At 70.5% G+C, this 22,741-nt stretch carries 11 protein-coding genes (1 of these 11 running past the window's edge); all 11 read right to left on the bottom strand.

The features are described from left to right. Window positions 1-11: 11 nt before the first annotated feature. Window positions 12-1,394, bottom strand: coding sequence for a hypothetical protein (locus ABZW96_RS18790; protein ID WP_355076174.1), 1,383 nt, complete (start codon window positions 1,392-1,394; stop codon window positions 12-14). Further along, window positions 1,391-1,708, bottom strand: coding sequence for a type VII secretion target (locus tag ABZW96_RS18785; protein WP_355076172.1), 318 nt, complete (start codon window positions 1,706-1,708; stop codon window positions 1,391-1,393). Before ABZW96_RS18785 ends, ABZW96_RS18790 begins: the two co-directional genes overlap by 4 nt. 99 nt (window positions 1,709-1,807) lie before the next feature. After that, window positions 1,808-2,095, bottom strand: a complete 288-nt coding sequence (locus tag ABZW96_RS18780) for a YbaB/EbfC family nucleoid-associated protein (RefSeq protein ID WP_355076170.1) — start codon at window positions 2,093-2,095, stop codon at window positions 1,808-1,810. A gap of 38 nt (window positions 2,096-2,133) precedes the next feature. After that, entirely contained in the window at window positions 2,134-2,490 is a 357-nt protein-coding gene (locus ABZW96_RS18775) for a hypothetical protein (protein ID WP_355076168.1), read from the bottom strand. A 55-nt stretch (window positions 2,491-2,545) separates the two neighbouring features. Continuing rightward, complete coding sequence (locus tag ABZW96_RS18770) at window positions 2,546-3,319, bottom strand: ESX secretion-associated protein EspG (RefSeq protein WP_355076166.1); 774 nt, start codon at window positions 3,317-3,319, stop codon at window positions 2,546-2,548. Continuing rightward, window positions 3,316-5,157 (bottom strand): hypothetical protein, encoded by a 1,842-nt coding sequence (locus ABZW96_RS18765; RefSeq protein ID WP_355076164.1) that lies wholly within the window; start codon window positions 5,155-5,157, stop codon window positions 3,316-3,318. The genes ABZW96_RS18770 and ABZW96_RS18765 overlap by 4 nt, the downstream gene beginning before the upstream one ends. 474 nt (window positions 5,158-5,631) lie before the next feature. Continuing rightward, window positions 5,632-7,230, bottom strand: coding sequence for a hypothetical protein (locus ABZW96_RS18760; RefSeq protein ID WP_355076162.1), 1,599 nt, complete (start codon window positions 7,228-7,230; stop codon window positions 5,632-5,634). Between the two features lie 105 nt (window positions 7,231-7,335). Further along, the gene (locus tag ABZW96_RS18755; protein ID WP_355076160.1) at window positions 7,336-7,779 is read right to left on the bottom strand and encodes a hypothetical protein; all 444 of its coding nucleotides are present in this window, start codon (window positions 7,777-7,779) and stop codon (window positions 7,336-7,338) included. Next, complete coding sequence (locus tag ABZW96_RS18750; RefSeq protein ID WP_355076159.1) at window positions 7,776-8,267, bottom strand: DUF6301 family protein; 492 nt, start codon at window positions 8,265-8,267, stop codon at window positions 7,776-7,778. The genes ABZW96_RS18755 and ABZW96_RS18750 overlap by 4 nt, the downstream gene beginning before the upstream one ends. Window positions 8,268-8,296: 29 nt before the next feature. Further along, window positions 8,297-8,581 carry a hypothetical protein gene (locus ABZW96_RS18745; RefSeq protein WP_039795825.1) on the bottom strand — a complete coding sequence of 95 codons (285 nt, stop codon included), beginning with the start codon at window positions 8,579-8,581 and terminating at the stop codon, window positions 8,297-8,299. Between the two features lie 45 nt (window positions 8,582-8,626). Next, window positions 8,627-22,741 carry the 3' portion of a hypothetical protein gene (locus ABZW96_RS18740; protein ID WP_355076157.1) on the bottom strand. Its footprint extends 14,595 nt past the window's final position, so 14,115 of the gene's 28,710 nt are visible here — the last part of the coding sequence; its start codon lies off the right edge, out of view — the gene reads right to left on this strand; it ends in the stop codon at window positions 8,627-8,629.

Below are 22,741 nucleotides of genomic sequence, written 5' to 3'. Positions count from 1 at the left end.
CGGCACTCGCGTCAGAGCGTGAGTTCCTTATCCGGCGGTGGTTCCGATGTCGCGTCGGCCGCGCCGACCACCGGCAGCGAGACCCCCTCGATCCGGCCGACCACTTCGTCGCCGTGCTGACCGGTGACCATCTGGCCGCGCAGCGCGTCGGTGGTCGATTCGCCGTCGCGGGCCAGGCCCGCTCCCGCCATGCCCGCGCCGCCCATCGGCATGTATCCGGCCCCGGTTCCGGTCCCTGCCGCGGCGGTACCCGCGACGGTGGTCGACACCTCGGACGACGTTCCGGTACCAGCGGCGCTCGCACCGCCGATGCTGCCGAGCGACCCACCGGCCACCCGGGTCCCCGGCCAGGGGTTCAGCGGGGCGGAAGCCGCGGCGATCGCACCCGGGACGCCACCGCCGACGCCACCCGCGCCGCCTGCGTGCTCGCCTTCCTCGCCTTCCTTGCCTTCTTTGCCTTCCCCGGGCTCACCCGCGCCTTCGTGCGCGCCGAGGGCGCTGATCGGTTTCGGCGCCGGCAGCGAAGGATTGGCGGCCGCCAACTGCCCGAGCGACTGCGCCACCTGACCGGCCGTGCTGATCAGCGGCGTGATCATGCTCATCAGCTGGGTCAGCTGTTCGGTCGACTTCACTCCCGTCGGCGCGTTCGTGATCGGCACCTTCTGACCGGCCTGCGTCATGCTCGCACTGTGCCCGACCATCTCCGCCTTGGTCTTGGCGGTGATCGCCAGCGCCTCGGTCATCGCCTCGATCGCGGACGCGACGAGGAAACCCTGCCCGCCCGGCGATGCCGCGAGCAGCGGCGCGAAGGCCATGGTGGTGGAGAACTTCGCCAGCACCGCCGACATCAGGCCCGCGCCGGTGAAGACGCTGCCCGCCGCGCTGCCGAGCACCGACTTCTCCTGGGTGCTCTGCGCCGCGAGCTCGTTCGCGTCGGTCTGCGCCGCACCGGCCTTCTTCGCCGCCTCCATCGCCGCCATGCCCTGCCAGACCGACATCAAGGTCTGCACCAGCGACGAGCCGACCTGCATCACCGTCTGCATCACGGTGGACACGTTCTGCAGCAACTGCGTCGGGTCGGCCGGAGGCGCGGGCGCGGCGGTGGCACCGGCCTGTGCGGGCGCGGGCGCGCCGAGTCGACCGGTGCCGAACGCGGAGGCGAGATCGGTCAACGGGCGCATGAGCGCGCCGAGATCGATCGTCGGCAGCGGCGGCAGCTCCGGCAGCTGCACGAAGGCAGGCATCTCCGGCAGATTCGGTAAACCCATGCTGCGCAAGACGTCGTTCACCGGCATGTCGAGCATGGGCGCGAGAGCGCTGCCCCGCAGCAATTCCAGGATTGTGGGATCCAGTGGATCGGCGCCGGGTGGCGGAATGGCTCCCGGCGTGGTCATGACCGCGTGCGGATGGCTCCGATGGCCGCGCCCGACGCGGTGTCCGTGCCCTCGTAGGTGGCGGCGGCCTGATGCGCCGTCAACGCCGTACCCGCGTGCACGGCGGCGAGCTGCGCCACCGACGACAGGTGGTTGGCCTGGGCGAAAGCGTACGAGACAAGGAACTCTTGGCCGATCAGGCCGAACACCGGGACCACCGCGGCGACCGTCGCGGCTTGGTCGGTCGCGGCGATCGCCCCTACTCCGGCGGCCATGGCCGCCGATTCGCTTCCGTACACACGCAGCGCATCCGGGACTACTTCAATGTGGCTCATGATCATCGTCCAATCCCGAAACATCCCCCGACGTTTCGTATTCAACTTTACCTAGCGAAGACCGCGTATCGCGATCCCGTCGTGGTTAACATCCGGTGACTACCCGGTGGCCTCCTCGTTGAATGCGGTGATAAGTGCGCCGCGCTCCGCAAAAGCCTTGTGCGCAGCCGCTCGCGCGGTGTCGACGACCGTTTTCTCGAACTCGTCCGGTGAAAGTTTCGACACCGCAGCGGAAAAGCTGAGTCCGATCAACGCGGCGTTGCCGTCCACCTCCGCGGTCACCGCGCCGTCGGGCGATGTCTCGGCTACCCGGATCCCATTCATGGCGTCATTGAGATCGGTGAGCCGATAGAGCTGATTCTGTACGCGAGCGATGAGCTCGTCCATTGTTTCGACCATGCCGACCTCACGAATTCCGTTGCCGCTCAAATCGATCGCAGCCAGCTCTGCGGTTCGATGTCGTACTCTTGCTCGTCGATGATCTCCTGCGTCGCCACCTGCTGTTCGGTGGGCAGCCCGGCCAGCGCCAGCATCTCCGAGGTGAATCCCAGTTGCCGCAATTGCGCCCGCCGCGCCAGGCCCGCGCGGTTCGCCGCCTGTTTGCATAATCGCAGCACCTCGCCCGCCAGCGCCTCCGGGTCGCGGCGCAATTGATCGGCGTCGACCTTGACGCCCAGCGGCAGACCCATTTCGGTGGTGCGCACCGAAATCGAGCCGGTGAGCGAAGTAGCCACGAATTCGGCAGGAAAATCGCCAGGGTTCCCCTGCTGCGATGCGGTCATCGAAAACCCCTTCGAAGAATCGAGATCGAAAACGGAATGGCGCGCATACGATCGATCACATCCGCTCGTCTTTGATGGCTTGGACGACTTCGGCGATCCGCGCGTTGATCAATTCGGTCAGTCGCCGGACGTCCGCCGCGAGCACTGTCGGCGGGCTGCCCGGCACGATCGCGTAACGCCCGTCGTCGACGAGATCGCGCCAGGCCAGGTGCGCCCGGGTGATACCGCGCGGACCGAACCGCGAATGCCCTTGCTCCACCACGATGGTGCCCACCGTGGCGGCGGGCGCGCGATCGAAGGACTCGCTGCGGCCGGCCGTGCGGTCTTCGACGTCGTTCACCAGGGAGCGGCCATAGGAGTAGTCCAGCCCGTCGCCGCCCGGCTCGATGAGATCGAAGGCGGACCCGCGCCCGGCGTCGACCTTCGGCAATGCCTCGGCCACGCTGTGGCCGAGCGACAGAACGTCGTGTTCGGCGACCGTGAATCCCTCGGTTCGGCGTTCCGTTCCCGGCTTCTGGGTCACCAGGAACGCGCGGTCGCCCTTGCGGCCGGCGAGCATGCGGATGGCGCCCTTCGGGTTCCGCGCGTCCCGGCCGTCGATCCCGCGGATCACCAGCCGGATGTCGGGAACCGTGAGCACGTCCATCAACTCCTCCAGCGCCCGGCCCCAGCGGGCCTGGATCCGCTGCCACGCTTCGGCTTTCTGCCTGCGCGCGTCGTCGTAATAGGTCGTGCCGCTGAGGTAGAAGAACGGATCCGGCAGGCTCTCCTTCGCCGCGTGCCATGCCGCGGCGAATTCGAGACCGGAGAACTCCCACGTGTCGTTCATTGCTCGACAACGGGTTTCGCTACCACGGGCGCGTCGCCGAGCGCCTCTTCCAGATGCTCGGTGGAATCCAGGTAGTCGGCGCGCTTGTGCTCCTTCTGCTGGCCGCCCTGGGCGGCGCCGGGGCCGCCCATCGGCATGCCGGGGCCGCCCATCATGCCCTGGCCCGCCGCCAGACCCGCGCGCCCGGTGGCCGCCGCTGCGACCGCGTTCGTCGCCCGCGGGAACAACTTCGACGCCTTCTCCAGGTTCTGGTTCGCGGCCGACTTCGGTGCGCCGGGACCTCCCGCCGAACCACCGGGGCCGCCCGCACCCTTCGCCAGGGCCGACTCGAGTTTCTTCGTCGCGTCGGACAGATTCGGCATGCCCGGCAGGCCCGCCAGCGCGGCCTGCTGCGCGGCCTGTTGCGCCGCTTGCTGCGCGGCGCCGGCGGCCTGCTGCCCGATCTGCTGCGCCTGTTGCGCGATCTGCTGGGCGGCCTGCTGCGCCTGTTGCGCCAGCTGCTGGGCGGCCTGCTGGGCGGCTTGCTGCGCGGCCTGCTGTTGCTGTTGTTGTTGCTGCTGCTGTTGCTGTTCGGCGGCGCGGCGCTGAGCGTCCAATTGCGCTTGACGCTGCGCGTCTTCCAGTGCCTTCTGCTGCTGTTCGGCCTGCCGTTGCGCGTTCTGCATCGACGCCAGTTGTGCGGCGCTTGTCCCCGGCCCCGGTGCGGCGCCCGGCCCTGGACCGCCCGGCCCTGGCCCCGGTCCCGGCACTTGGCCGGTGGTCGGGGGGATCGGATCCGGCAGTACCGCGATGACCTTGTCGGTCTCCTCTACGCCGGGGACATAGGCGGCCTGCATCGCCCTGACGTAATTCCGGACCGCGGCCTCTTCCTTCCGCTGCCGGTACGCGTCGTCGGTCTCACCCGAGGTTCGTGTGGGCGGATAGTCGTCACCCTGCTGGAGCAGCACTCCGGTGGTGTACAGCCATTCCGACACGTATTCGAGGCTGTCACCGATCAGTTTCATATTCGTATTCAGCTGATCGGTGCCGGTTCCATAAGCGGTGATCGCTTGGCGTGCTCGGTCCGCACCGCCATTGTTGTTCGGACTCGTCCAGCTCGACCTACTGGTCGTCATCTGGTTGGTGAGGATGTCGAACGTTTCCTTGAGTTCTCCGGCCAGCCACCGCCAATCCGACGCGGCTTGCGCGACCTTGATCGGCATGGTCGGACTGCCCCCGGTGATCGACGAAATGATCGTCTGATACTGGGAATACGTGAAGTTCTCCGGGTCGTCCGCACGCACGCCCCGCGGTTCGAATTTCACATCGCCCGGATCGGCCAGGCTCGTCGGCAATCCGTGGTTCTCCTCGGGCTTTCGGTTCCCGACCTCGTTCCAATCCGGATGCGCGTAGGTGTTTCCGCTGCCGTCGCCCGCGGTGGTCAAACCGGCGGGATCCCAGCGCTTCGAGAGGTTTTCGGTGATACCTCTGTGTTCGCCCACCCGGCGCTCCAGCGCGGCGAAATCGACCCTGTTGTCTTCCTCGGTGCCTCGGTAGTGCCTGGCCGCCGCGAAGAAGGTGTCGGTCAGATCGTCGAGGATGGTGATGTGGTCGTCCAGGATGCTGCCGAGTTCTTTTCCCTTTTCCGAGAATCGGGAGGCGAGCGCCTGGGCCGATAGCAACACATCGGCGAACGGCGGCAGCGAATCGATCTTGGATAGCTCCTTTTTCACCGAGGCGACGCGGACGCGAACTCCGTTCGCCGCGTTGATCAGAGCTTCGAGTGTGCCGGGCCGCAGCTCCAAGGTGCCGTTCTGTGCCTCGCGGGACAGGCTGCTCCATGGATTCGTCTCAGACATGCCGCGCTCTTTCCGTCTCGACGATTCGGAAGGCTCCCGCACCTGTTGTCATCGCTGGGAAGCGCACTGGATGAGCGCCGACGCCCCCGGGAGATACGATGCCGAAGTCCGATCCCGGAGGCAGAGACTCCGACTCGCACAACTGAATACCTCCCCGACGTGGGCGTCGACGATATGCGCGCCACGGCGCGGCGTCCCGTTCGCCCCCGCGTACGGGATCACTCTCCTGCGCCCGGCAACTCATACGCTGACGACCCTCCTCATCGCTGGCGTGCCGTGAACGGCTGTGCGCCACACGTCAATATGGCAGCCGGTTCTTACGGCAGACCGAATATTGTCTTACGACGCACCAACGATTCTATGGTGAGTCGGTTCGCCGAGGCATGTACAGACCCGAATCCTGGTGGGCCCCTCCGCGCCGCACACCGCCCCCGACCAGCCGGTTTGTGACGCGGCGCAGATGAGACACGAAGATCAGGACGCGCCGACCGGACCGTGCCGGCCCTGGAACCGCCGCTCGAACTCCGCGCGGTAGACCGATGGCGCCACCGAGGACGAAGACCGTTCCAGCACACCGTCGTCGGCGATGTAGTAGATCGCCCGGCCGATCGCGATCTCACCCGGCTCGACCGGGACGTACACCATCCAGCCCACGCTGATCCGATCGGCGCGCAGGTCCTCCAGCGAATAGTTCGCGAGATCGGCCCCGCTGTCCCGGATGAACCGCTCGACCCGGGCGAGCGCGTCCTCTCGCGACATCGGCCCCGGCGCCGTCATGGTCACCCCGGCCATGGTCAGCTGGAAGAAAGCGCCGTCCACGTCGAATCGTTCGTCGTCATCGAAGACACCGGCGAGGGTGTCCCGCGTGACCACACCGGCCTCCGCGGCGGACACCAGCGCGCCGACGGCCGCGCGCCGCCGCGCGTTCGCGTCGTCGCCGAGCAGGCTGCCGACGATGTCCACGACCGTCTCCGAGCTCCACACACCCGGCATCGCCTCGGCGAACCGGGCGGGTCCCGGTGACGCACCGCGGTACCAGCGGCCGTTCTCCCACCAGTAGCAGAACGACAGCAGACCGCTGGTGCAGCGGTGGTTCAACACCTGTCCCGCCACCCATTCCGGCGCGCCCGCGTACAGATCGGGCAACTGGAGGCCGTCGTTGTAGGCCGCCGCCAGTTCCGGGGCATTCCACACCCCGCCGGACAGCACGGCCCGCCCGCCGGGCAGCGCGTACAGCGAACAACCGCTGCGCTTGGCTCCCTCGAACCAGCTCACGGAAGGTAGCAGCCTTGGACCCCATGGTGATTCGGCCGCGACGAACGCCGCGGCGAGCACGGCCCACCGGGCGGCCATGATGGGGAACGGAGGCAGCTCGTCCTCGGACGGCACGGCCCGCACGCCCGCCTCCCGATCCGCCCGCGCCTGCGCCGCCGCCACCTGCGGCGGTCGCGACTGACGGTCACCGTGACCGACGTAGGCGCCGAGCCAGACCGGCAGCGAATCCCGGGGAAACGCCGCGAGATCAGCGAGATAGACCTCCGGCGGGAACAACTGCTCGTCCGGAAACGGCTCGTCGCCGTAGTCGTAGTCGACCTCCATCCGGCCGTCGCTGGTCAGCGTGAAGAGCAAACGCCACCAGGGCCCGTCCTCGAGCCCGGCCGCCAGCTCCCGATGCTCGCGGACCAGCGCCACGATCTCGGGTTCGGGAGTCACCCGCGCGGCGTGCTCTCGATCGTCGGAGTAGACGGCCAGCGCGACCTCCGCGGCCACCGTCAGCGCGAACACCGCGTCGACCCGCCGCCAGCCCTGCGGACCGCCCGCGGCCAGCTCCCGGGCGACCTGGTGCATGAGCGCCTTGGCCCGTTCGGCGACATCTTCGACCGGCGCCGCCTCGGAGAGGGTGAAGCCGACATCGGGCTCCTCCGTTGCGACCTCGTGGCCCTCCGTGGACTGGTGGGCTACCGCTTCGGCCGGCACCTCGACCGCGGACGGCGACAGGTGCGGCTCGGCAGCGCCGTGTTCTGGAGCAGCACCGAGCTCGTCGCCGGTCGCCTGGCCGCCTGGTCTGGTCACGTCGCGGAAATCCCCTCATCCACCGCATCGGAGCCGGCGTACACGCCGCGATGCCTGCTCTGCTCGTCGTTCATCCTCATACAGCGCCGGTCCGCGCGGTGCTCGTCACGGCTCCTGCCGCAGGCCCAGTAGCGGCAGGTCGAGCTTGCGATTCCCCGAACGCTCGTTCCACCCCGTATAGGCCAGGGCAGTGGGGGCGTCGATGCCGAACCCGTCGCGCAACCCGGTGACGACCATGTCCGCCAGGCGGCGGTATTCGGTCGTGGGACTCGGCCACGGCAGCTCGGTCCACCAGTTGTTGTGGCTCGTGTCGCGTTCGCGCCAACCCGATTCGGCGATCAGCGCGCGTCCCGCAGCGCCCGCGCGCAAGGCGGGGTCGAGCCATTCGTCATCGACCAATTCGGCCTCGAGCGCGTCATCGAGCTGGAGGAACTGGGCGTATCGCCGCCGCGGTCCGGTATCGGACTCGACCAGCTTCACGATGGAACCGGCGCGCAGCGCGGCCAGTTCCACGGCCAGACCAGCGGCGAAATCTCCCCACCCGGTCAACTCTGCTCCTGCTGCTCCAGCTCGACGGCCTGATCGTGCAGTTCGAGCCAGGAATTGGCGGTCGAGGACAGCTGAACCGAGCGGCCCAGGTCCGCCACCACCAGTGTCGTTTCCGGCCCCGCCCAGCGGACCTCCGCCGTGGCGCCAGGAACCCGGGTGGTCGGTTCGCCCAGTGCGCCGGTCAGCGCCGCGACCATCGCCACGAACGCGTCCCTCGACCGTGCCCTTCCGTCCGCGTCGTCCGGGGCGAAATCGGTGACGCGCAGCTTGATGTCGACGATCAGGCCGGCACGTCCGTGAATCTTTCCGCTGGCCATCCCGAATCCGGCGTCCAGCATCGCCCGGTCCGGATGGGCGGTCAGCACTTTCCAGCCGAACGCCTCGGCCAGCCGCGGCACCGCGTCCATCGGCTGGGAGCCGTCCAGCGACCGCAGGCCGGTCGCCAGGTCGACGATCTCGCTGTCGGTCAGCGCGCGCCATTCGGTCATGGGCCCACCTTAGGTCGTGACATCGGTGCTCACCGGGCCGACCGCCGACGATTGATCTCCTCGATCTTGCGGGCCAGCGCCTCCTTCCGCTCGCGCGCGTTGGAGCCGTCGAGCTGGCCCGCGAACGCCGAGCGGGCCGCGTCGACCAGCGCGTCCGGCACGTCGGGATAGGCGCGGGCGATCGCCCACAGCGCGTCCTCGGTCTTCATGTCGAGGCCCGTCTCCGTGCGGATGCCGCCGCCGGTCAGCACGGAGCGGAGCATCTCGTCGAAGTTCTCTCGCAGTTCGTCATCGGTCGGATGGTCGATCCGCATCACTACTCCTCACGTCGATGGTTACCTTGTCGCATCGCCGTCCGGTCATCCGGCGAAGATCTCGGCGCGGCGCACCGGGTCGTCGACCACGGCTCGGACCAGCGCGCCGATATCCATCTCCTCTGGCACCGAGCGATAGGTCAGCTCGCAGAAGACGGCACCGCCGATGGCCACCGCGAACCGGGTGGTGCGCCATCCCACCGTGCCCCATTCGACGCCGACGGGCCCGTCGAGCTCGACCGTGCGGTCACCGACACGAAGGACGAGTCTGCCGTCGTGTCGATAGAACACCACCGAGACTCCACCGAGCTCACCGTAGACGCCGTCGTGCGCGGACGCCTCGGACGGGTTGGCGCGCAGCGCGCCGGTGATCGGGTCGAACTCCGCGGGTACACCGAAGCCTGCGAACGGGCGGACGAAGATACCGCGTTCCGGGTCCTGGCCGCGGCGCCCGTTCCCCTGCGGCCCGCGGCCGTTGGTCCGTGCGCCACCGTTCACCGCTGGCGTCATCGGCATGCCGGGCGGCATCGGGGGCATGGGCATACCCGGCGGGACCGTGCCGTCGGGCCGGCCTGGGTCGTTCGTGTTGCCAGGCCAGGTCGGTGACGTGGGTGGATACGGTGCGGACGGTCCCGCGTATGGCGGTGCGGACGGTCCGGGGGTCGGCATAGTCGGGTATGAGGGTGGAGTCGACGGGTATGGGGGCAGTGTTCCCGGTGGCGTCGACGGGTACGGAGGCGTCGGCTGGCCGGGTGTCGGCCCGCCGGGCGGGAAGGGAGGCGTCGGCGGGTACGGAGGTTGCGTGGGCGGAACCGTAGGTGTGGGGGGCTCCGTGGGTGTCGGCGGGACCGGCGGCTCCGTGGGTATGGGCGGCTCTGTGGGTATAGGCGGAACCGGCGGCGTGGGAGGAACCGGCGGTGGCGTCGGCGGAACCGGAGTCGGCGGTGGCGTCGGCGGAACCGGAGTCGGCGGTGGCGTCGGCGGAACCGGAGTCGGCGGAGTCGGCGGAACCGGCGGAGTCGGCGGAACCGGCGGAACCGGTGGCGTCGGCGGAACCGGCGGAGTCGGCGGAACCGGCGGTGTCGGCGGAACCGGCGGTGCCGGTGGCGTCGGCGGAACCGGCGGAACCGGTGGCGTCGGCGGAACCGGCGGTGTCGGCGGAACCGGCGGAACCGGCGGGAGCGGCGGAACCGGCGGCGTGGGTGGCTGGGGTGGGTTCGGCGGCTTCGGGGGTTCCGGTTGCGGCATAGGGACGGGCCACCGCTCCACTTCGTTCAGGAACGGCCCCGGCATTTCGAACTCGTAGTCCCTCGGCGGATGCGGAATGTGCGAGCGCAGCGCCCAGTTCGGCGGCATCCGGCGGTAACGCACCGGCCCCGGGCCCGACGGACCCGCGGGCGGCTCCGAATCACCGTCGCGGTTCGAGCGAGCACCGCCCGACGACTCGTCAGCACCGTCGCGATGAACGCGAGTTCCGCTCTCCGGCGAATCCTCGCCACCGTCACGCTCCCGGCGTGACTTCTCCCCGCCACCGCGAGCAGTCCGGGAACCGGACGCGCCCTCCTGGGAGGAACGATGCGCGGAGCGCTCCGAAGGATGCTCGCGCACAGCGTCTTCGGCCCGCGCGAGCTCGTCCTCGGCATCGATCACACGCCGAGCCGCATCCTCGAGCCGCGCAACCCGCTCCTGCCACGGGCCCTGCTCATCCACCCGCATCGTCCGCCCACGCAGACCATCCAACGCGTCATCCAGCGCATCCCGCGTCAGATCCTCGTCATTCACCGGTAGTCCACGACGCGCATCCGTGAGATCGGCCTGCGCATCAGCCAACTCCCGCTCCGCCGCAGCACGCTGCGCGGACAGACGCGCCCGCTCCGCTTCCGCCTCGGCACGAGCGGACTCTTCCGCTGCCCGCGAAACCGATTCTTCCGGTCCGTCGGGCGAGAGCGGCTCGATGGCTCCAGCGGCCTGCTCGAGTGTCTCGTCCAACCGCGCGAGCCCGTCTTCGGCGTCGAATACGCGGCGGGCCGCACGCTCCAACTCCGTGACTCGGTCCTGCCACGGGCCCTGCTCATCCACCCGCATGGTCCGCCCACGCAGACCATCAAGCGCGTCATCCAACGCATCCCGCGTCAGATCCTCGTCGTTCACCGGCAGTCCGCGACGAGCATCCGCGAGTACTGCTTGTGCATCGGTCAACTCACGGGCGGCCGCAGCACGCTGCGCGGACAGACGCTCGCGCTCGGTATCCGCCTCGGCACGGGCCGATTTCGCTGCCGCGTCTGGAGCTGGTTCTTCTGCTGGAACGTTCGGCGACCGGTCGGATGGCTGGGGTGTCTGGGCGAGCGCGTCGTCCAGGCGGGCAACCTCCGCTTCGGCGTCGAAGACGTGGCGGGCGGCCTGCTCGAGTCCGGTCAGCCGGTCCTGCCACTGCTGTTGCTCGTCCACTCGCATCGTCCGCGAGCGCAGGTTTTCCAGTGCGTCATCCAGGGCTTGCGGCGTCAGGTCCGCGTCGTCGACCGGCAATCCACGGCGAGCCGCCGCGAGGTCGGCCCGGGCGTCCGCCAATTCCCGCGCCGCCGCGTCCCGCTGGGCGGACAGCCGCGCCCGCTCGGTATCGGCACGTGGGCTTTCGACCGCGTGACCGGTGTCTTGCCCCTCCGGCTGATGCGCTCGGTCGTGCGAGGGCGCCTCGGCTGCTCGATCGGCCTGCGCGAGGGCATCGTCCAAACGGGCCACCTCCGCATCGGCGTCGAAGACGCGGCGTGCCGCGCGCTCCAACGCTCCGACCCGCTCCTGCCACGGGCCCTGCTCCTCGACCCGCAACGTGCGCCCACGCAGGTTGTCGAGCGCATCGTCCAACGCATCGCGCGTCAGGTCCTCGTCATTCACCGGAAGACCGCGGCGGGCATCCGAAAGATCGGCCTGCGCGTCCGCCAACTCCCGAACCACCGCGGCGCGCTGCGCGGACAGGCGTTCCACATCGGCGCGGGCGGCGCGTTGAACGAGATCGGAGAGGGCGGCGATGTCGTCGGCGCGCCCGACGACCTCGGCGCGCAGCTCGGCCTGCACTTCGGCGAGCTGACCGGGGGTCAGTCGCTCGTTCTGGTCGAGCTTGCCGTCGCGGTAGACCTCGTAGACCTCGGCCCACCGTTCCGGGCCCGCGTCGGTCAGGTCCACGCCGACCAGGCGCGCGAAGTCCCGCCCGGCCCCGCGATCGGGGCCGGGCGCGGCGCTGGTGTCGCCGTCCAGCATGCCGAGCCGGCCGGGAGCCTCGGTGAGGTGGGCGACGTCGCCGATGACCTCCAGCAGGTGGCGAACGGCTTTGTCGTGCACCGGGAACTCGACATCGGACACGCGGGGATCGAGCGCTCGGTCACCGTGGGCGCGCGGGTCGAATACATCGACCGCGGCGAGCGCGTCGGCGTAGTCGGTGAGCGCGTCGACCAGGTCGGGGTGCAGGTTCGGCCGATGTGACTGGTTGGCGATCACCTCGCCCAGCTGCCCGAGGCCGGTGATCCGCACTGTTCCCGGCAAGGCGTCGAGACGCCGGACCAGCCGGTCGTTGGCCGCATCGATCGCGGCCGGGCCCATGCCGCGCAACAGCTTCGCGTATTTGACCAGCGCCTCGGCCCGTTGCTGCCGCAAGGCGTTGCGGATATCCGGGTCCGCCATCGCCTCGGCCAGGCGCCGCGGTGTCATGTCCGCGGCGTCCAGGCCGAGCCGGTGGGCCAGCACATGCCGCGCGTCGCCGACCTCGTGATAGGTGTCGATGTCCCAGGCGGTGCGCGCGTAGTCGATGATCGCCTCGATCTGTCCCGCGCGAATGGCGTTCTCGTCGCGCAGCACCGCGAGCCGCTCGGCGAGCAGTTCCGGGGAAGCCAGCTCCGCTTCGGTGATGTCGAGGCGCTGCGCGAGTTCACTGATGGCGTCGCCGATCTCCTGTCGCGACAACGGTTCCGGCGCCTCGTCCGCGACAGGAAGCGTGTCGGAGTTCACGACAGCGTCCGGCACGACACGCCAGCCGTCGCCGTCGTCCACCACGGTGACGTCGAGGCTGCGTCCCTCGACCTCGCCGGTGAAGTGACGCACCTGCGTCGCCCCGCCGTCGGCGATCGCGATCCGGTCCGGACGCACGTCGGTGACCAGGTAGTGGACCTCGACGATGCCCTCGTTGACGGCCTCGGCGAGCCTGGGGTGCGCCGCGAGCGCGTCGGCGAGGACGCGGTCGTGGCCGAGCGTGCCGTCCACGACCACCAACCGCATCGGCCCGCCGGGCTCGCCGGGGACCAGACCGAGACCGGTACCGTCTTCCAGCATCGCGCCGCCCCGCGCGAGTACCCAGTCCCGCCCGGCCATGTCGCCGATCAGGCCCGTGAGTTCGTCGGCCGCGGCATCGGCCCGCAGGAACTCGTCGGCGTCGGTGCGGAAGGCGGTCATGCCGCGCGCGTGCTCGCGGATCCGGTCCATCTCGTCGGCGAGCGCGTTCGCGAGCTGATGCGCGTCGAGCGCGTGCAGATCGGTGCCGAGCAGCTGCGCCCACACGGAACGCTCGTCCTTGATCTGGTCGCGGCGCAGCGCATTCTCGAAGAAGGAGCGCAGGCCCTGGTCCTGGCCCGGCTGGTCGGTGTCGTAGAGATCGCCCCACTCGCGGCTCGGCTCACCGCCGTTGTTGACGCCCTGCCAGTCCAACAGGGTGGGGTTGCCGCCGAAGGCGCGCACTACCTCACCGAGGAAACGGTTCATCGGGTTGGCGTCGAAGAAGCCGACCTCGTCGCTGTACGGGATCCGCTCGTGCTCGGCATTGTACCGGCGGGACGCCTCGGCGAGGCCGGTGAGCGCGCCGATCCGGCGGATCTGCTGATACCGCAGCAGATCGACGACCCGACGGACGTTCTCGGGGGTCGGTTCACCGAGGTCGACGCCCAGCGCATCGGCCGCGGCCACCAGGGCGTCGGCCAGTTCCTGCCGCCGGACCGTCGCCTCGGACAACTCGCGCAGCCAGTCGGCGAGTTCACCGGTGCTCGCGGGCAGCTCCTCGCCCGACCGCAGGGCCGGTTCCGGTGTGGCGTCGGGCGTCTCGCCGTCGGTCGGCTCCGGCCTGGCGATCGCGCGGGCGGCGTCCTCGGCCTGTCGCTTCAGCTCCTCGAGTTCCACCCCGAGTTCCCTGCGCACCAGCTCCGGATCGGCCTCCTCCAGCCAGTACCGGTACTCCTCGCCGTCGCGGGCGACCGGTGTGCCGTACTCGGCCGCCGAGTCGGCGACCCGGGAGGTCAGGCGCTTCAGGAACGGGACGAGTTCCCGCTTGCGCCACATGGTGACGGCTTCTTTGAGGATGCGGACCGGACTGAACTTGGTCTGCATCACCTCGTATTCGTCGCCGGGCGCGGGAGTCGGGTCGTAGTGCTTGGTGAGCGGCAGGCCCGCTTCGTGCGCGATCAGCGATTGGCCCGCGCTATCGATGCCGGAGCCGGACGGGTACTTCGGGCTCTCGCCGAGGTATCCCGCCGTCAGTGCCTCCCACAGGCGACGCAGCCGCGACTTCGGCCGCTCCGGTTGCCGCGGTGCGGGCACGTCGGTGTCCGCCGGTCCGGGTGCGTCGAGACGTTCGGGTGTCTCCACCCGCCAGCCGCCGTTCTCGTCGGCGACCAGCCGCGCCGGCACGCGCTCACCATCGACCTCGAGGGTGTACCGGCGGGTCTCCCCAGGCTGGGGCTCGGCGCCGGTCTGGCCGCGGGCCGCTTGGACGGCGTCGGCGAGGTCTGCGATGGCTTGCGCGTCGCGGCGCACCGCGGCACGGGCCTGCTCCACCGTCCCGGCCGGATCGCGATCGAGATCGGCCGGATCGATGCGGAGCCGCCGTGCCCAGGCGTCGCGGGTCTCGCGCACCTGCGCGCGCAAGTCCGGATGACGCGTGCCGCGCGCCCGCTCGGTCGCTGCCGCGAGCGCCTCGACCATGCCCGCCTGCAACAGGTTTCGGTAACGCAGGTCGGCGATGGTGGCGCCGAGATGCTCCGGGGACAGATCGTCCTCGTCGAGGGTGAATCGGCGTGCGAGCCGGTCGCGAGTCCGGTCGATCGGTTCAGGACGCGGAGCGCGGGACGACTCGTGCGCATCCCCGGCACGCTCTCGGTTCGCATCATTCGAGTGCGGCTCGGCTGCCCGAGTGACCTGTGCGCGGGCATCGTCCAGCCGAGCGACTTCCGCTTCGGCATCGAAGACACGGCGGGCAGCGCGCTCCAACTCCGTGACACGGTCCTGCCACGGACCTTGTTCGTCCAACCGCAGCGTGCGTCCGCGCAGTCCGTCGAGCGCGCCGTCCAATGCGTCCCGTGTCAGATCCTCGTCATCGACCGGAAGACCACGCCGCGCATCCGCGAGACCGGCGCGCGCGTCGGCCAATTCGCGGGCCGCCGCGTCCCGTTGCGCGGACGGGCGTTCCGAGTCGGCGACCGTGCGGCCTGGGTCGGCAGGTGGCAGGGCATCCGGGGTCGTGGCAGCCGCGGGCAGTCGCGGCTGCTCGATCGGCAGGCCCGCGCGGCGCAAGTCGTCCTGTACGTCGCGCAGGCCGTCGTCGGGCGCCTCGGCCAGCCAGAACTGCTCGTCTCCGTAGCGTTCCGCACTGGTGAGCGGCTCGAAATCGTCCGGGTAGCGCATGCGCGGGCCGTCGGCATCGTCGAGGAAGCCTCGCGCCCGCGCGATTTCGGCGAGTTCGGCCAGGGCGGCCAGCGGATCGCGCAGCGCGGCGAATCTCTCGTCGAGACCCAATGCCTCGGCGAGCAGGCGAACGTGCTCGGCCTCGGCATCGGTGAGCGGGTCGGCATCGCGCTGATCGGTCCAATCGCGCTGTTCGCGAAGGAATTCGAGCACGTCGTGAACGGGATTGCCGGTGCGACGAGCACCATCCGGACGGCCATCGGCCGGTGGCTCGGCATTCGTGGGCGGCGGCCCGGATGGCGGCTCACCATCCGCACCTGCGGCCTCCGCCCGCGGTTCGGCGGTGTCAGGCAGCCCAGCGACCGGGCGATCCTGGTCGGCGTCGGCACGCACCGGTTCTTCGGCCTCGACCTCACGTGTAACCGGCTCTGCGCCTACGTCTTCCGATGGCGATTCGGTGTCAGCAGCCCGAGCCGCTTGTGCACGAGCGTATTCGGCCCGCGCCAATTCGTCCTCGGCGTCGGACACGCGCCGCGCGGCACGCTCCAACTCCGCAATCCGCTCGTGCCACGGCCCCTGCTCGTCCACACGCGATGTGCGCCCACGCAAGGCTTCGAGCGCATCGTCCAACGCATCCCGCGTCAGATCCTCGTCGTTCACCGGCAACTCACGGCGAGCATCCGCCAGGTCGGCCCGCGCGTCCGCCAACTCCCGCTCCGCCGCATCACGCCGGGCGGTCGGGCGGCTCGGTTCGGCGTCGACACGTACCGATTCCCCGGCCACGGTGCCCGCTCCACGCGAAGCAGATTCTTCGCCGGGGTTGTCCGATATCGGACGGGCTACCTGGCCGTCCTCGTCGCGAGCGTCGTCCACCCGCGCGAACGCGTCCTCCGCGTCGAACACCCGCCGCGCCGCATCCTCGAGCCGTGCAACCCGCTCCTGCCACGGGCCCTGCTCATCCACCCGCATCGTGCGGCCACGCAGGGCTTCGAGCGCATCGTCCAACGCATCCCGCGTCAGATCCTCCTCGTTCACCGGCAACCCACGGCGAGCGTCCGCGAGGTCGGCCCGCGCATCCGCCAACTCCTGTGCCGCCGCATCACGCTCAGCCGACAGATGCTCGGCGTCAACACCCGTATACCTTTCGCCGCCAGTCGCACCTAGGTCGTCGGCTCGTGTTTTCCCCGCGACAGGCCCTCTGGTCTCCCGAGCTTCTCCGGGTGAAGCCGGGTCGCCGACGCGCGCACTTCCCGCGACGGGTCTCCTGGGAGACCGGTCGCCGTCACCCGGAGCCGGATCGCCCACGCGCGTAGTTCCCGCCACTGGTTCCCCCGGCGCGGGCGGTGGCGTTGGCTCTGTGCCCGAGGGGAACCCGTCGAGCTCGCGTTCGAGTGCGTCGAGGCGGTCCATGGCGCGGCGGTGGATCTCGTCCAGTTCGTCCAGCAGGCGCGTGTGCAACTCGTCCAGCGTCTGGGCCTCCGGAGACGGGTGTGCCGCGTCGTCCGGCCCGCCTGCGAGCCGGTCGAGCCGGGCGACGGCGGCGTCGAAGTGCTGATCGAGGTCCGTCGCGATCCCGTCGAGCTGGGCGAAGGTGTCGCGAAGCAGCTCGTCGAATCGTTCGTCGGTGCGCCGGGCCGCGTCGTCGAACTCCGCGCGGATGCGCTCCAGCGCCGCCTCGGCCGAGTTCTCCGCGCCCGGGCGGGCCGTGGGCGCCGCGAGCGGCGGGACCTCGGCTGCGGCCGGGACGCCCTGGTCGGGCCGAGCGGACAGCTCGTCGAACCGTGCGGCGATCTCGACTTCGATGTCGGCCAGGCGGTCGAGAGCGCGCTGCTCGATCCGGTCCAGATCCGTACTCGCGCGGCGCAACAGGTCGTCGAGCTGCTGGTCGATTCGGCGGTGCAGCTCGTCGAGGTCGGCGAGCGCTCGGTGCGCATCGTCGCGCGCGGTGACGGATGGGGAGTGCGGCGCGGCGTTCCGCGGGTCGTCCGACGCACTTTCACCGGACTCATCCGGACGCACGGTGCGCGGCGACGCCGCATCCGGCTCGCTCCCGGGACGGTCGGTCGACGGCACGGCTAGCTCACCGTCACCCGAATCATCGGACGCGCCCAGACGCGTGGTGCGCGACGCCTCCGCCGCATCCGGTTCGCGCTCAGGACGGTCGGTCCGCGGCACACCCTGCCCACCGTCACCCGAATCATCGGACTCGTCCGGACGAGCGGTGCGCGGCGACGCCGCATCCGGTTCGTCCTCGGGACGATCGGTCCGCGGCGCACCCTGCTCACCGTCACCCGAGTCGTCGGGCTCGTCGGGCTCGTCCGGACGCGCGGGTGCGGGTGGATCCTCCGGGGGCTTCTGCGCACCGCCGTCGGCGTTCGGCGCCGAGGATTCGTCCTCTTCGCGTGGACGCGACGGCTCCTCTCCGGCGGGCGGGCGGCGATCGCCGCCGCGGGGTCCTTCGCCGGGGCCATCGGTCGGGCCGTGGGGCCGCGACGGCGTCGCACCCGATGCGGGCGGCAGGTAGCCCGGGTCCGGTGCGAGCGGAGCGGGAGCGTACGGGATGCCCGCGCGCCAATCGGTCAACGGCGGGCGGTCGGCGTCCCAGTGATAACCGAGCGTGATCGCGTGCGCGTTGGCCTGCTGCCAGGTCGAAAGCGGATTTTCATCCAGGAATCGCGCTTCGGCCAGCATGTCGTCGAGCAGCACGAAGTCTTGTGACAGCGGGACGCCGTCGATCAGTCGCTGCCACGCCTCCGCTACATCGGCGAGGCGGTCCATCTTCTCGTCGGTGTACCGGCCGGCCGGATCGCTGTGTTCGCGTACCCGATGCTCGTCGACCATCAGGTGGTCCTTGATGCGCGCCAGTTCCTCGCGGGTGAACACGGGAACGTCGTCGCGCATGTGCTCGGCGAGCGCGGTGGCGATGTCGTCGGGATCGCCACCGCCCGCCACCAGTTCGCGGATGTCCTCCACAGTGTCGCGAATCGCGTCGGGGTCCTCGGCGGCGAACCGGTCCGCGAGGTCGGCCGCCATCCGGTCGATCTTGTCGTGGATGCGCCCGAGTTGCGCGTCGACGTCGCCGAGTGGATCGATACCCGGCTGCCGCCGGACCAGCCGTGCGACGGCGTCCACCACCTCGCGCGCCCGGGTTTCCTGCTCGGCGCGCCGATGCCGGTCCAGGCCGTCGGCGATCCGGTCGATGTCGGTGTCGTCGGCGAGGAAGCGCTCATATTCCCCGTCCGCCCAGTCCTCGACCCGCTGCCAGGCAGCGACGTCACGGTCCCACTCGCGCCGCAGGCCCTCCGGGATGTCGACCCGGTCGCCCGGCGGCACATGGTCGGCCGCATTCCACGGCCGGTGCATCGGCTGGATGTTGCGCTGCGGCGGGGCGAACCATTCGTAGTTGCGGAACACCGTGCCGAACGGCGGCACATGTCGCAGCCACGGCCGCGCCTGCACCCACTCGCCGATCTCCGGATGACGCTGGATCCACGCCTTCACCGCCGGATGCTTGGGCACCTGCGCCGCCATCAGCAGCAGGCGCACCACGTTGTACGAATCGCCGCCCCAGTGCTGGGTGTACACGTCGTGCTCGTCGACGCCCGAGGTGTCGTACCGCGAAGGCGCCTGCGGCATGTGCAGCGGAAGGGTGCTCTCCGGGATCATGCCCGGCGGGACGTCGTCGGTCGGCAGGGTGATGTCGTTGACGACGTCCTCCATCGCCCACCCGCTGACACCGTCCGGCAGTTCCTTCCGCGAGTACTTCTTCGGCGGTTCGCTGCGATCGCGCCCGAATTCCCAGTCCGGACGGGTCGGATCGACGCGGTGCCAGACGCCGTCGGCGTCGCGCCACGAGGTGATGTCCAGGCGGCGACCGCCGATCCACCCGGTACTCAACCGTTCGATCTCGGGCGGGTCCATGTCCTGCGTCCGCACGTTGTCTTCGCGGTCGGCGAGCACGTGACGGTAGTCGACCGTGGTCTCCGGGCGCACGATCGCCTGTGCCACATCGGAACTGCGGCGCAGGGCGTCGGCCAGAGCGGCGTCGTGATCGGCGCGCGGGGCGGACGGGTCGGGCCGGGCACCGAACACGATGATGCGCGGGCGCTCGCCGTCGATGATGCCGACCCGGTCGGTCACCATCCGGCCGCCGATGCGTTCGATGAAATCCCGATACGCGCCCGCAACCCTGGCCATGTCGTCCTGGATGCGGCCGATCGCGTTGTGCGCGTCGTTCACCTCGCGTGCGACGGCATCGAGCGCGTCGATGTCCCGGCGGCGAGCGTCGGCCTCCGCCTCGGAGAGCGTGCCGTCGGCGAGCCCGTCCCGGACCGCCGCGCGCAGGTCGGCCACGGTCCGGTCCAGCCGCTCCGGCTCGCAGGCCGCCTGATCGACTCGGCCTTCGGGATCCAGCAGGCCCAGGCGCGCCGCCAGGTCGTCGCGCTCGTGCCGCAGCGGCTTGACCTCGCGCAGCGCGTCGGCCCGCTGTTGGGCCAGCCCTTCCAGCGCGTCGATCACGTCCTGCGGCCGGGACCGCTGCGCTCCGACGCCTGCCCTGCGCAACTCATCGATTCGACGGTCCACCTGCTGGATCCGCTCGTCGAGCTGGTTGACCTGCTCGGCGGCCGCGGCGAGTTTCTCGATCGTCCGCCTGCGATGCTCGAGTTCCAGCGGCTCCGGCGCGACCCGGTCGGTGTGCGGCGCGTCGTCGGGGCCGCCGACGTCGTCGACCGTCCTGACGTTCGCGGCCTCGTACAGCCGCAGCACGGTGGTCTCCAGCTGATCCCCGCGCAACGCCGACTCGTCCAGAACGACGCTGTCACCCCAGGATTCGCAGCGGGCGGCGCGGTCCTCACGTTTGGCCCGCCAGAACTCGCGTTCACGGGTCAGGGCCTGGCGCTGCTGGACGAGCCGGTCGTATTCGCCCACCGGAGTGGTGGACAGTTCGAGATCCGCGAGTTGCGCTCCCAGGCGAGCGGTTTCCACGTCGGCGTCGGCGAAGTGCCGCGCGTTCTGTTCCAGTTCGTCGATCCGGGCGAGACGTTCCGGCATCTCGCTGACCGGCATGGTCCGTCCGCGCAGCTCCTCCAGCGTCCGGTCCAGGCCGTCCGGTCCGGGTCGCAGGGCCGCCCAGTCGTCGGCGTCATCGATCGGCAGCCGTCCCGCCAGTTCGTCGCGCCGCGAGCGCAGTTCGTCGCGCCGGGCCCGCGCCTGCTCGAGTTCGGTTGCGAGCCGGTCGTATTGCGCCCGCGTCTCGGGTGACATCCGAGCGCGCGGGTCGTCATCGGCGCCACCGGTCCGCGACTCGTCCGCGCCGAGCGGGGGTGTGTCCGTCTCCGGAGTGGCGGCGGACGACGGCGCGGAGTCGGTCCGCGCCGAAGCCGCCGAGTCCGGCGTGGCCGAATCGGCGTGTGGTTCGCTCCCGATCGGCGCGTAGAGCCTGCGCAACCACTGCGCCCGGTCCTCCGCCATCCGGGCGTTCCATTCCGCTTGTTGCGCGCGGAGTTCCGCCCATGGGTCGTCCGGATCGACGTCGGCGATGCGCCGCATCCGGTCCGCTTCGAGCGTGGCGGACCAGCTCTCGTTCTCCGCCTGCTCCAGTCGCAACCAGGCCGCGCGGTCGGCGGCCATGCGGGCGTTCCATTCCGCCTGTTCGGCACGCAACCGTGCCCAGCGGTCGTCCGGGTTCGCGTCGGCCAGCTCGCGCAACCAAGCGGCGTGGTCGGCGGCCATGTCCGCCTCCCAGTCGGCCTGTTCGATCCGCATCCGGAAGTACCAGTCGGATGGCGGGCCGGGCTCGTCGCCGGGGTCGTCCGCGGAGCGCGGTGTGGTCGGCGGCTTTTCGGCACCGCCGTCGCCCGAAGCGGGCTGCGCGGGACCGGCATCACCCTCGCCAGAGCTGGACTTCACGGAATCGGCATCACCCTCGCCCGGGCCCGGCTTCACGGAATCAGCTTCACCCTCGCCCGGGCCGGACCTCACAGAATCAGCTTCACCCTCGCCCGGGCCGGACCTCACAGAATCGGCATCACCCTCGCCCGGGCCCGGCTTCACGGAATCGGCATCGCCCTCGCCCGGGCCGGACTTCACATCGGCGTCACCCTCGCCGGAGCCGAGCCGCACGGTCTCGGCGTCGCCGAGCTTCGCGGAATCGGCTCTATCCTCGCCGGAGCCGGGTTTCGCGGTTCCGGATTCACCCGGCTCGGCTGGGCCATCGGATCGCCGCCCGGCCGCGGTGTGCCGCGACTCTCCGCCTGCGGCCGCATCCGCGCGCGGGGCGATCGGCACGACCCGGATGGTGCCGTCGGGGTCGACCCGCAGCTCGCGCGGCCGTGCGCCTCGAGCCAAAGCGTCCGCCACCTCCGGATGCCCTGCGGCCGCATCGGCCAGCGCGTGAGCCGGATCCGTCCCGCCGAGATTCACCACCAGCACCATCGGAGGCTCGCCCGCGAGGACGCCCACGCGATCGGTGACCGGCCGGGCATCCGCGCGCAGCAACGCGTCGCGTTCCAGGGCGGTCGCCATCGCCCGGTCCAGGCGCTCCACGCGCTCCTCGGCCCTTGCGAGCCGTTCCGGATCCTTCGCCGCGCGTGCGGCGTCGCGTTCGCGCACCGCGTCGTGGTTCTGCGCGGCAAGCCGGTCCAGCACCGCCTGCCGCCGGTCGGCCTCGGCGCGGCGGGCCTGATCCGGGTCGGGGGTGCGCGGCCGGTCGAATTGCGGCGGGTTGTGCTCGATCTCGCCCGCGTCGATCGAGCGCGGGGCGTCGTCGCGCGATCCGAAGGACAGCCGGTCGGCCATGCGCCGCAGCGCTCCCCTTGGTTCGCGCCGGACCAGATCGGACCCGCCGTCGCCGAGCAACCGGGAGATCCGCTTGACCAGCTTCTTGACACTGCTGTCGGACATGCCGTGGAAGAGCCTGCCGAAGGCGTCGTCCAAACCACCGTCGCCGGTCGGGGCCGGCACGCGCCACCCGCCGTTGCCATCGGCCTCCAGCACGATGCCGAACGAGTAATCGGCGATCTCGATGCTGCCGACCGTGGTCCGCGGCCACGACACGCCCGGTCCGGTCCCCGGCTCGGGCAGCGGCACCTGCCTGGTGGCCAGCCGGTGGGCCACCACCGCCGGATGCGGTTCGCCGACCTCCGGTTCCGTACGGAAGTTCGTCAGCGCGTCGTGGCGCAGCGAGCCCTTGTTCTGGCGGCCCTCGTAGGCTTCGTGTGCGTCCGCTTCCCGCTGATCCTGCCTGGTGTGAAACATTTCCGGACCGAGCTGACGCAGCCACGCCTCGAAGCCGAGACCGGTGCGGCCTGCCTCGCGATAGCGCAGATAGTGCGCCAAGAACTGTTGCATCGTCTCGTAGCGGTCGGGCGCGCGATACGGCCCCTCCGCCACCCCCGCGGGCAGCCAGCGGGTGCCACCGTCGTCCGGCGAGACGGCGAGGTAGTCGAGGCGATGCGTTCCGCTCCACAACACCTCGGCATATGCCGAATTCCGCACCGCCAG

This window comes from Nocardia sp. NPDC004168 (assembly GCF_040610355.1).
Taxonomy (GTDB): Bacteria; Actinomycetota; Actinomycetes; order Mycobacteriales; family Mycobacteriaceae; genus Nocardia; species Nocardia sichangensis.
This window is presented reverse-complemented; position numbering and strand designations above follow the sequence as displayed.

Excerpts from the sequence above, each read along its gene's own strand:
- ABZW96_RS18790 (WP_355076174.1), bottom strand. The coding sequence starts at position 1,394 with ATGACCACGCCGGGAGCCATTCCGCCACCCGGCGCCGATCCACTGGAT.
- ABZW96_RS18785 (WP_355076172.1), bottom strand. The coding sequence starts at position 1,708 with ATGAGCCACATTGAAGTAGTCCCGGATGCGCTGCGTGTGTACGGAAGC.
- ABZW96_RS18780 (WP_355076170.1), bottom strand. The coding sequence starts at position 2,095 with ATGGACGAGCTCATCGCTCGCGTACAGAATCAGCTCTATCGGCTCACC.
- ABZW96_RS18775 (WP_355076168.1), bottom strand. The coding sequence starts at position 2,490 with ATGACCGCATCGCAGCAGGGGAACCCTGGCGATTTTCCTGCCGAATTC.
- ABZW96_RS18770 (WP_355076166.1), bottom strand. The coding sequence starts at position 3,319 with ATGAACGACACGTGGGAGTTCTCCGGTCTCGAATTCGCCGCGGCATGG.
- ABZW96_RS18765 (WP_355076164.1), bottom strand. The coding sequence starts at position 5,157 with ATGTCTGAGACGAATCCATGGAGCAGCCTGTCCCGCGAGGCACAGAAC.
- ABZW96_RS18750 (WP_355076159.1), bottom strand. The coding sequence starts at position 8,267 with ATGACCGAATGGCGCGCGCTGACCGACAGCGAGATCGTCGACCTGGCG.
- ABZW96_RS18745 (WP_039795825.1), bottom strand. The coding sequence starts at position 8,581 with ATGCGGATCGACCATCCGACCGATGACGAACTGCGAGAGAACTTCGAC.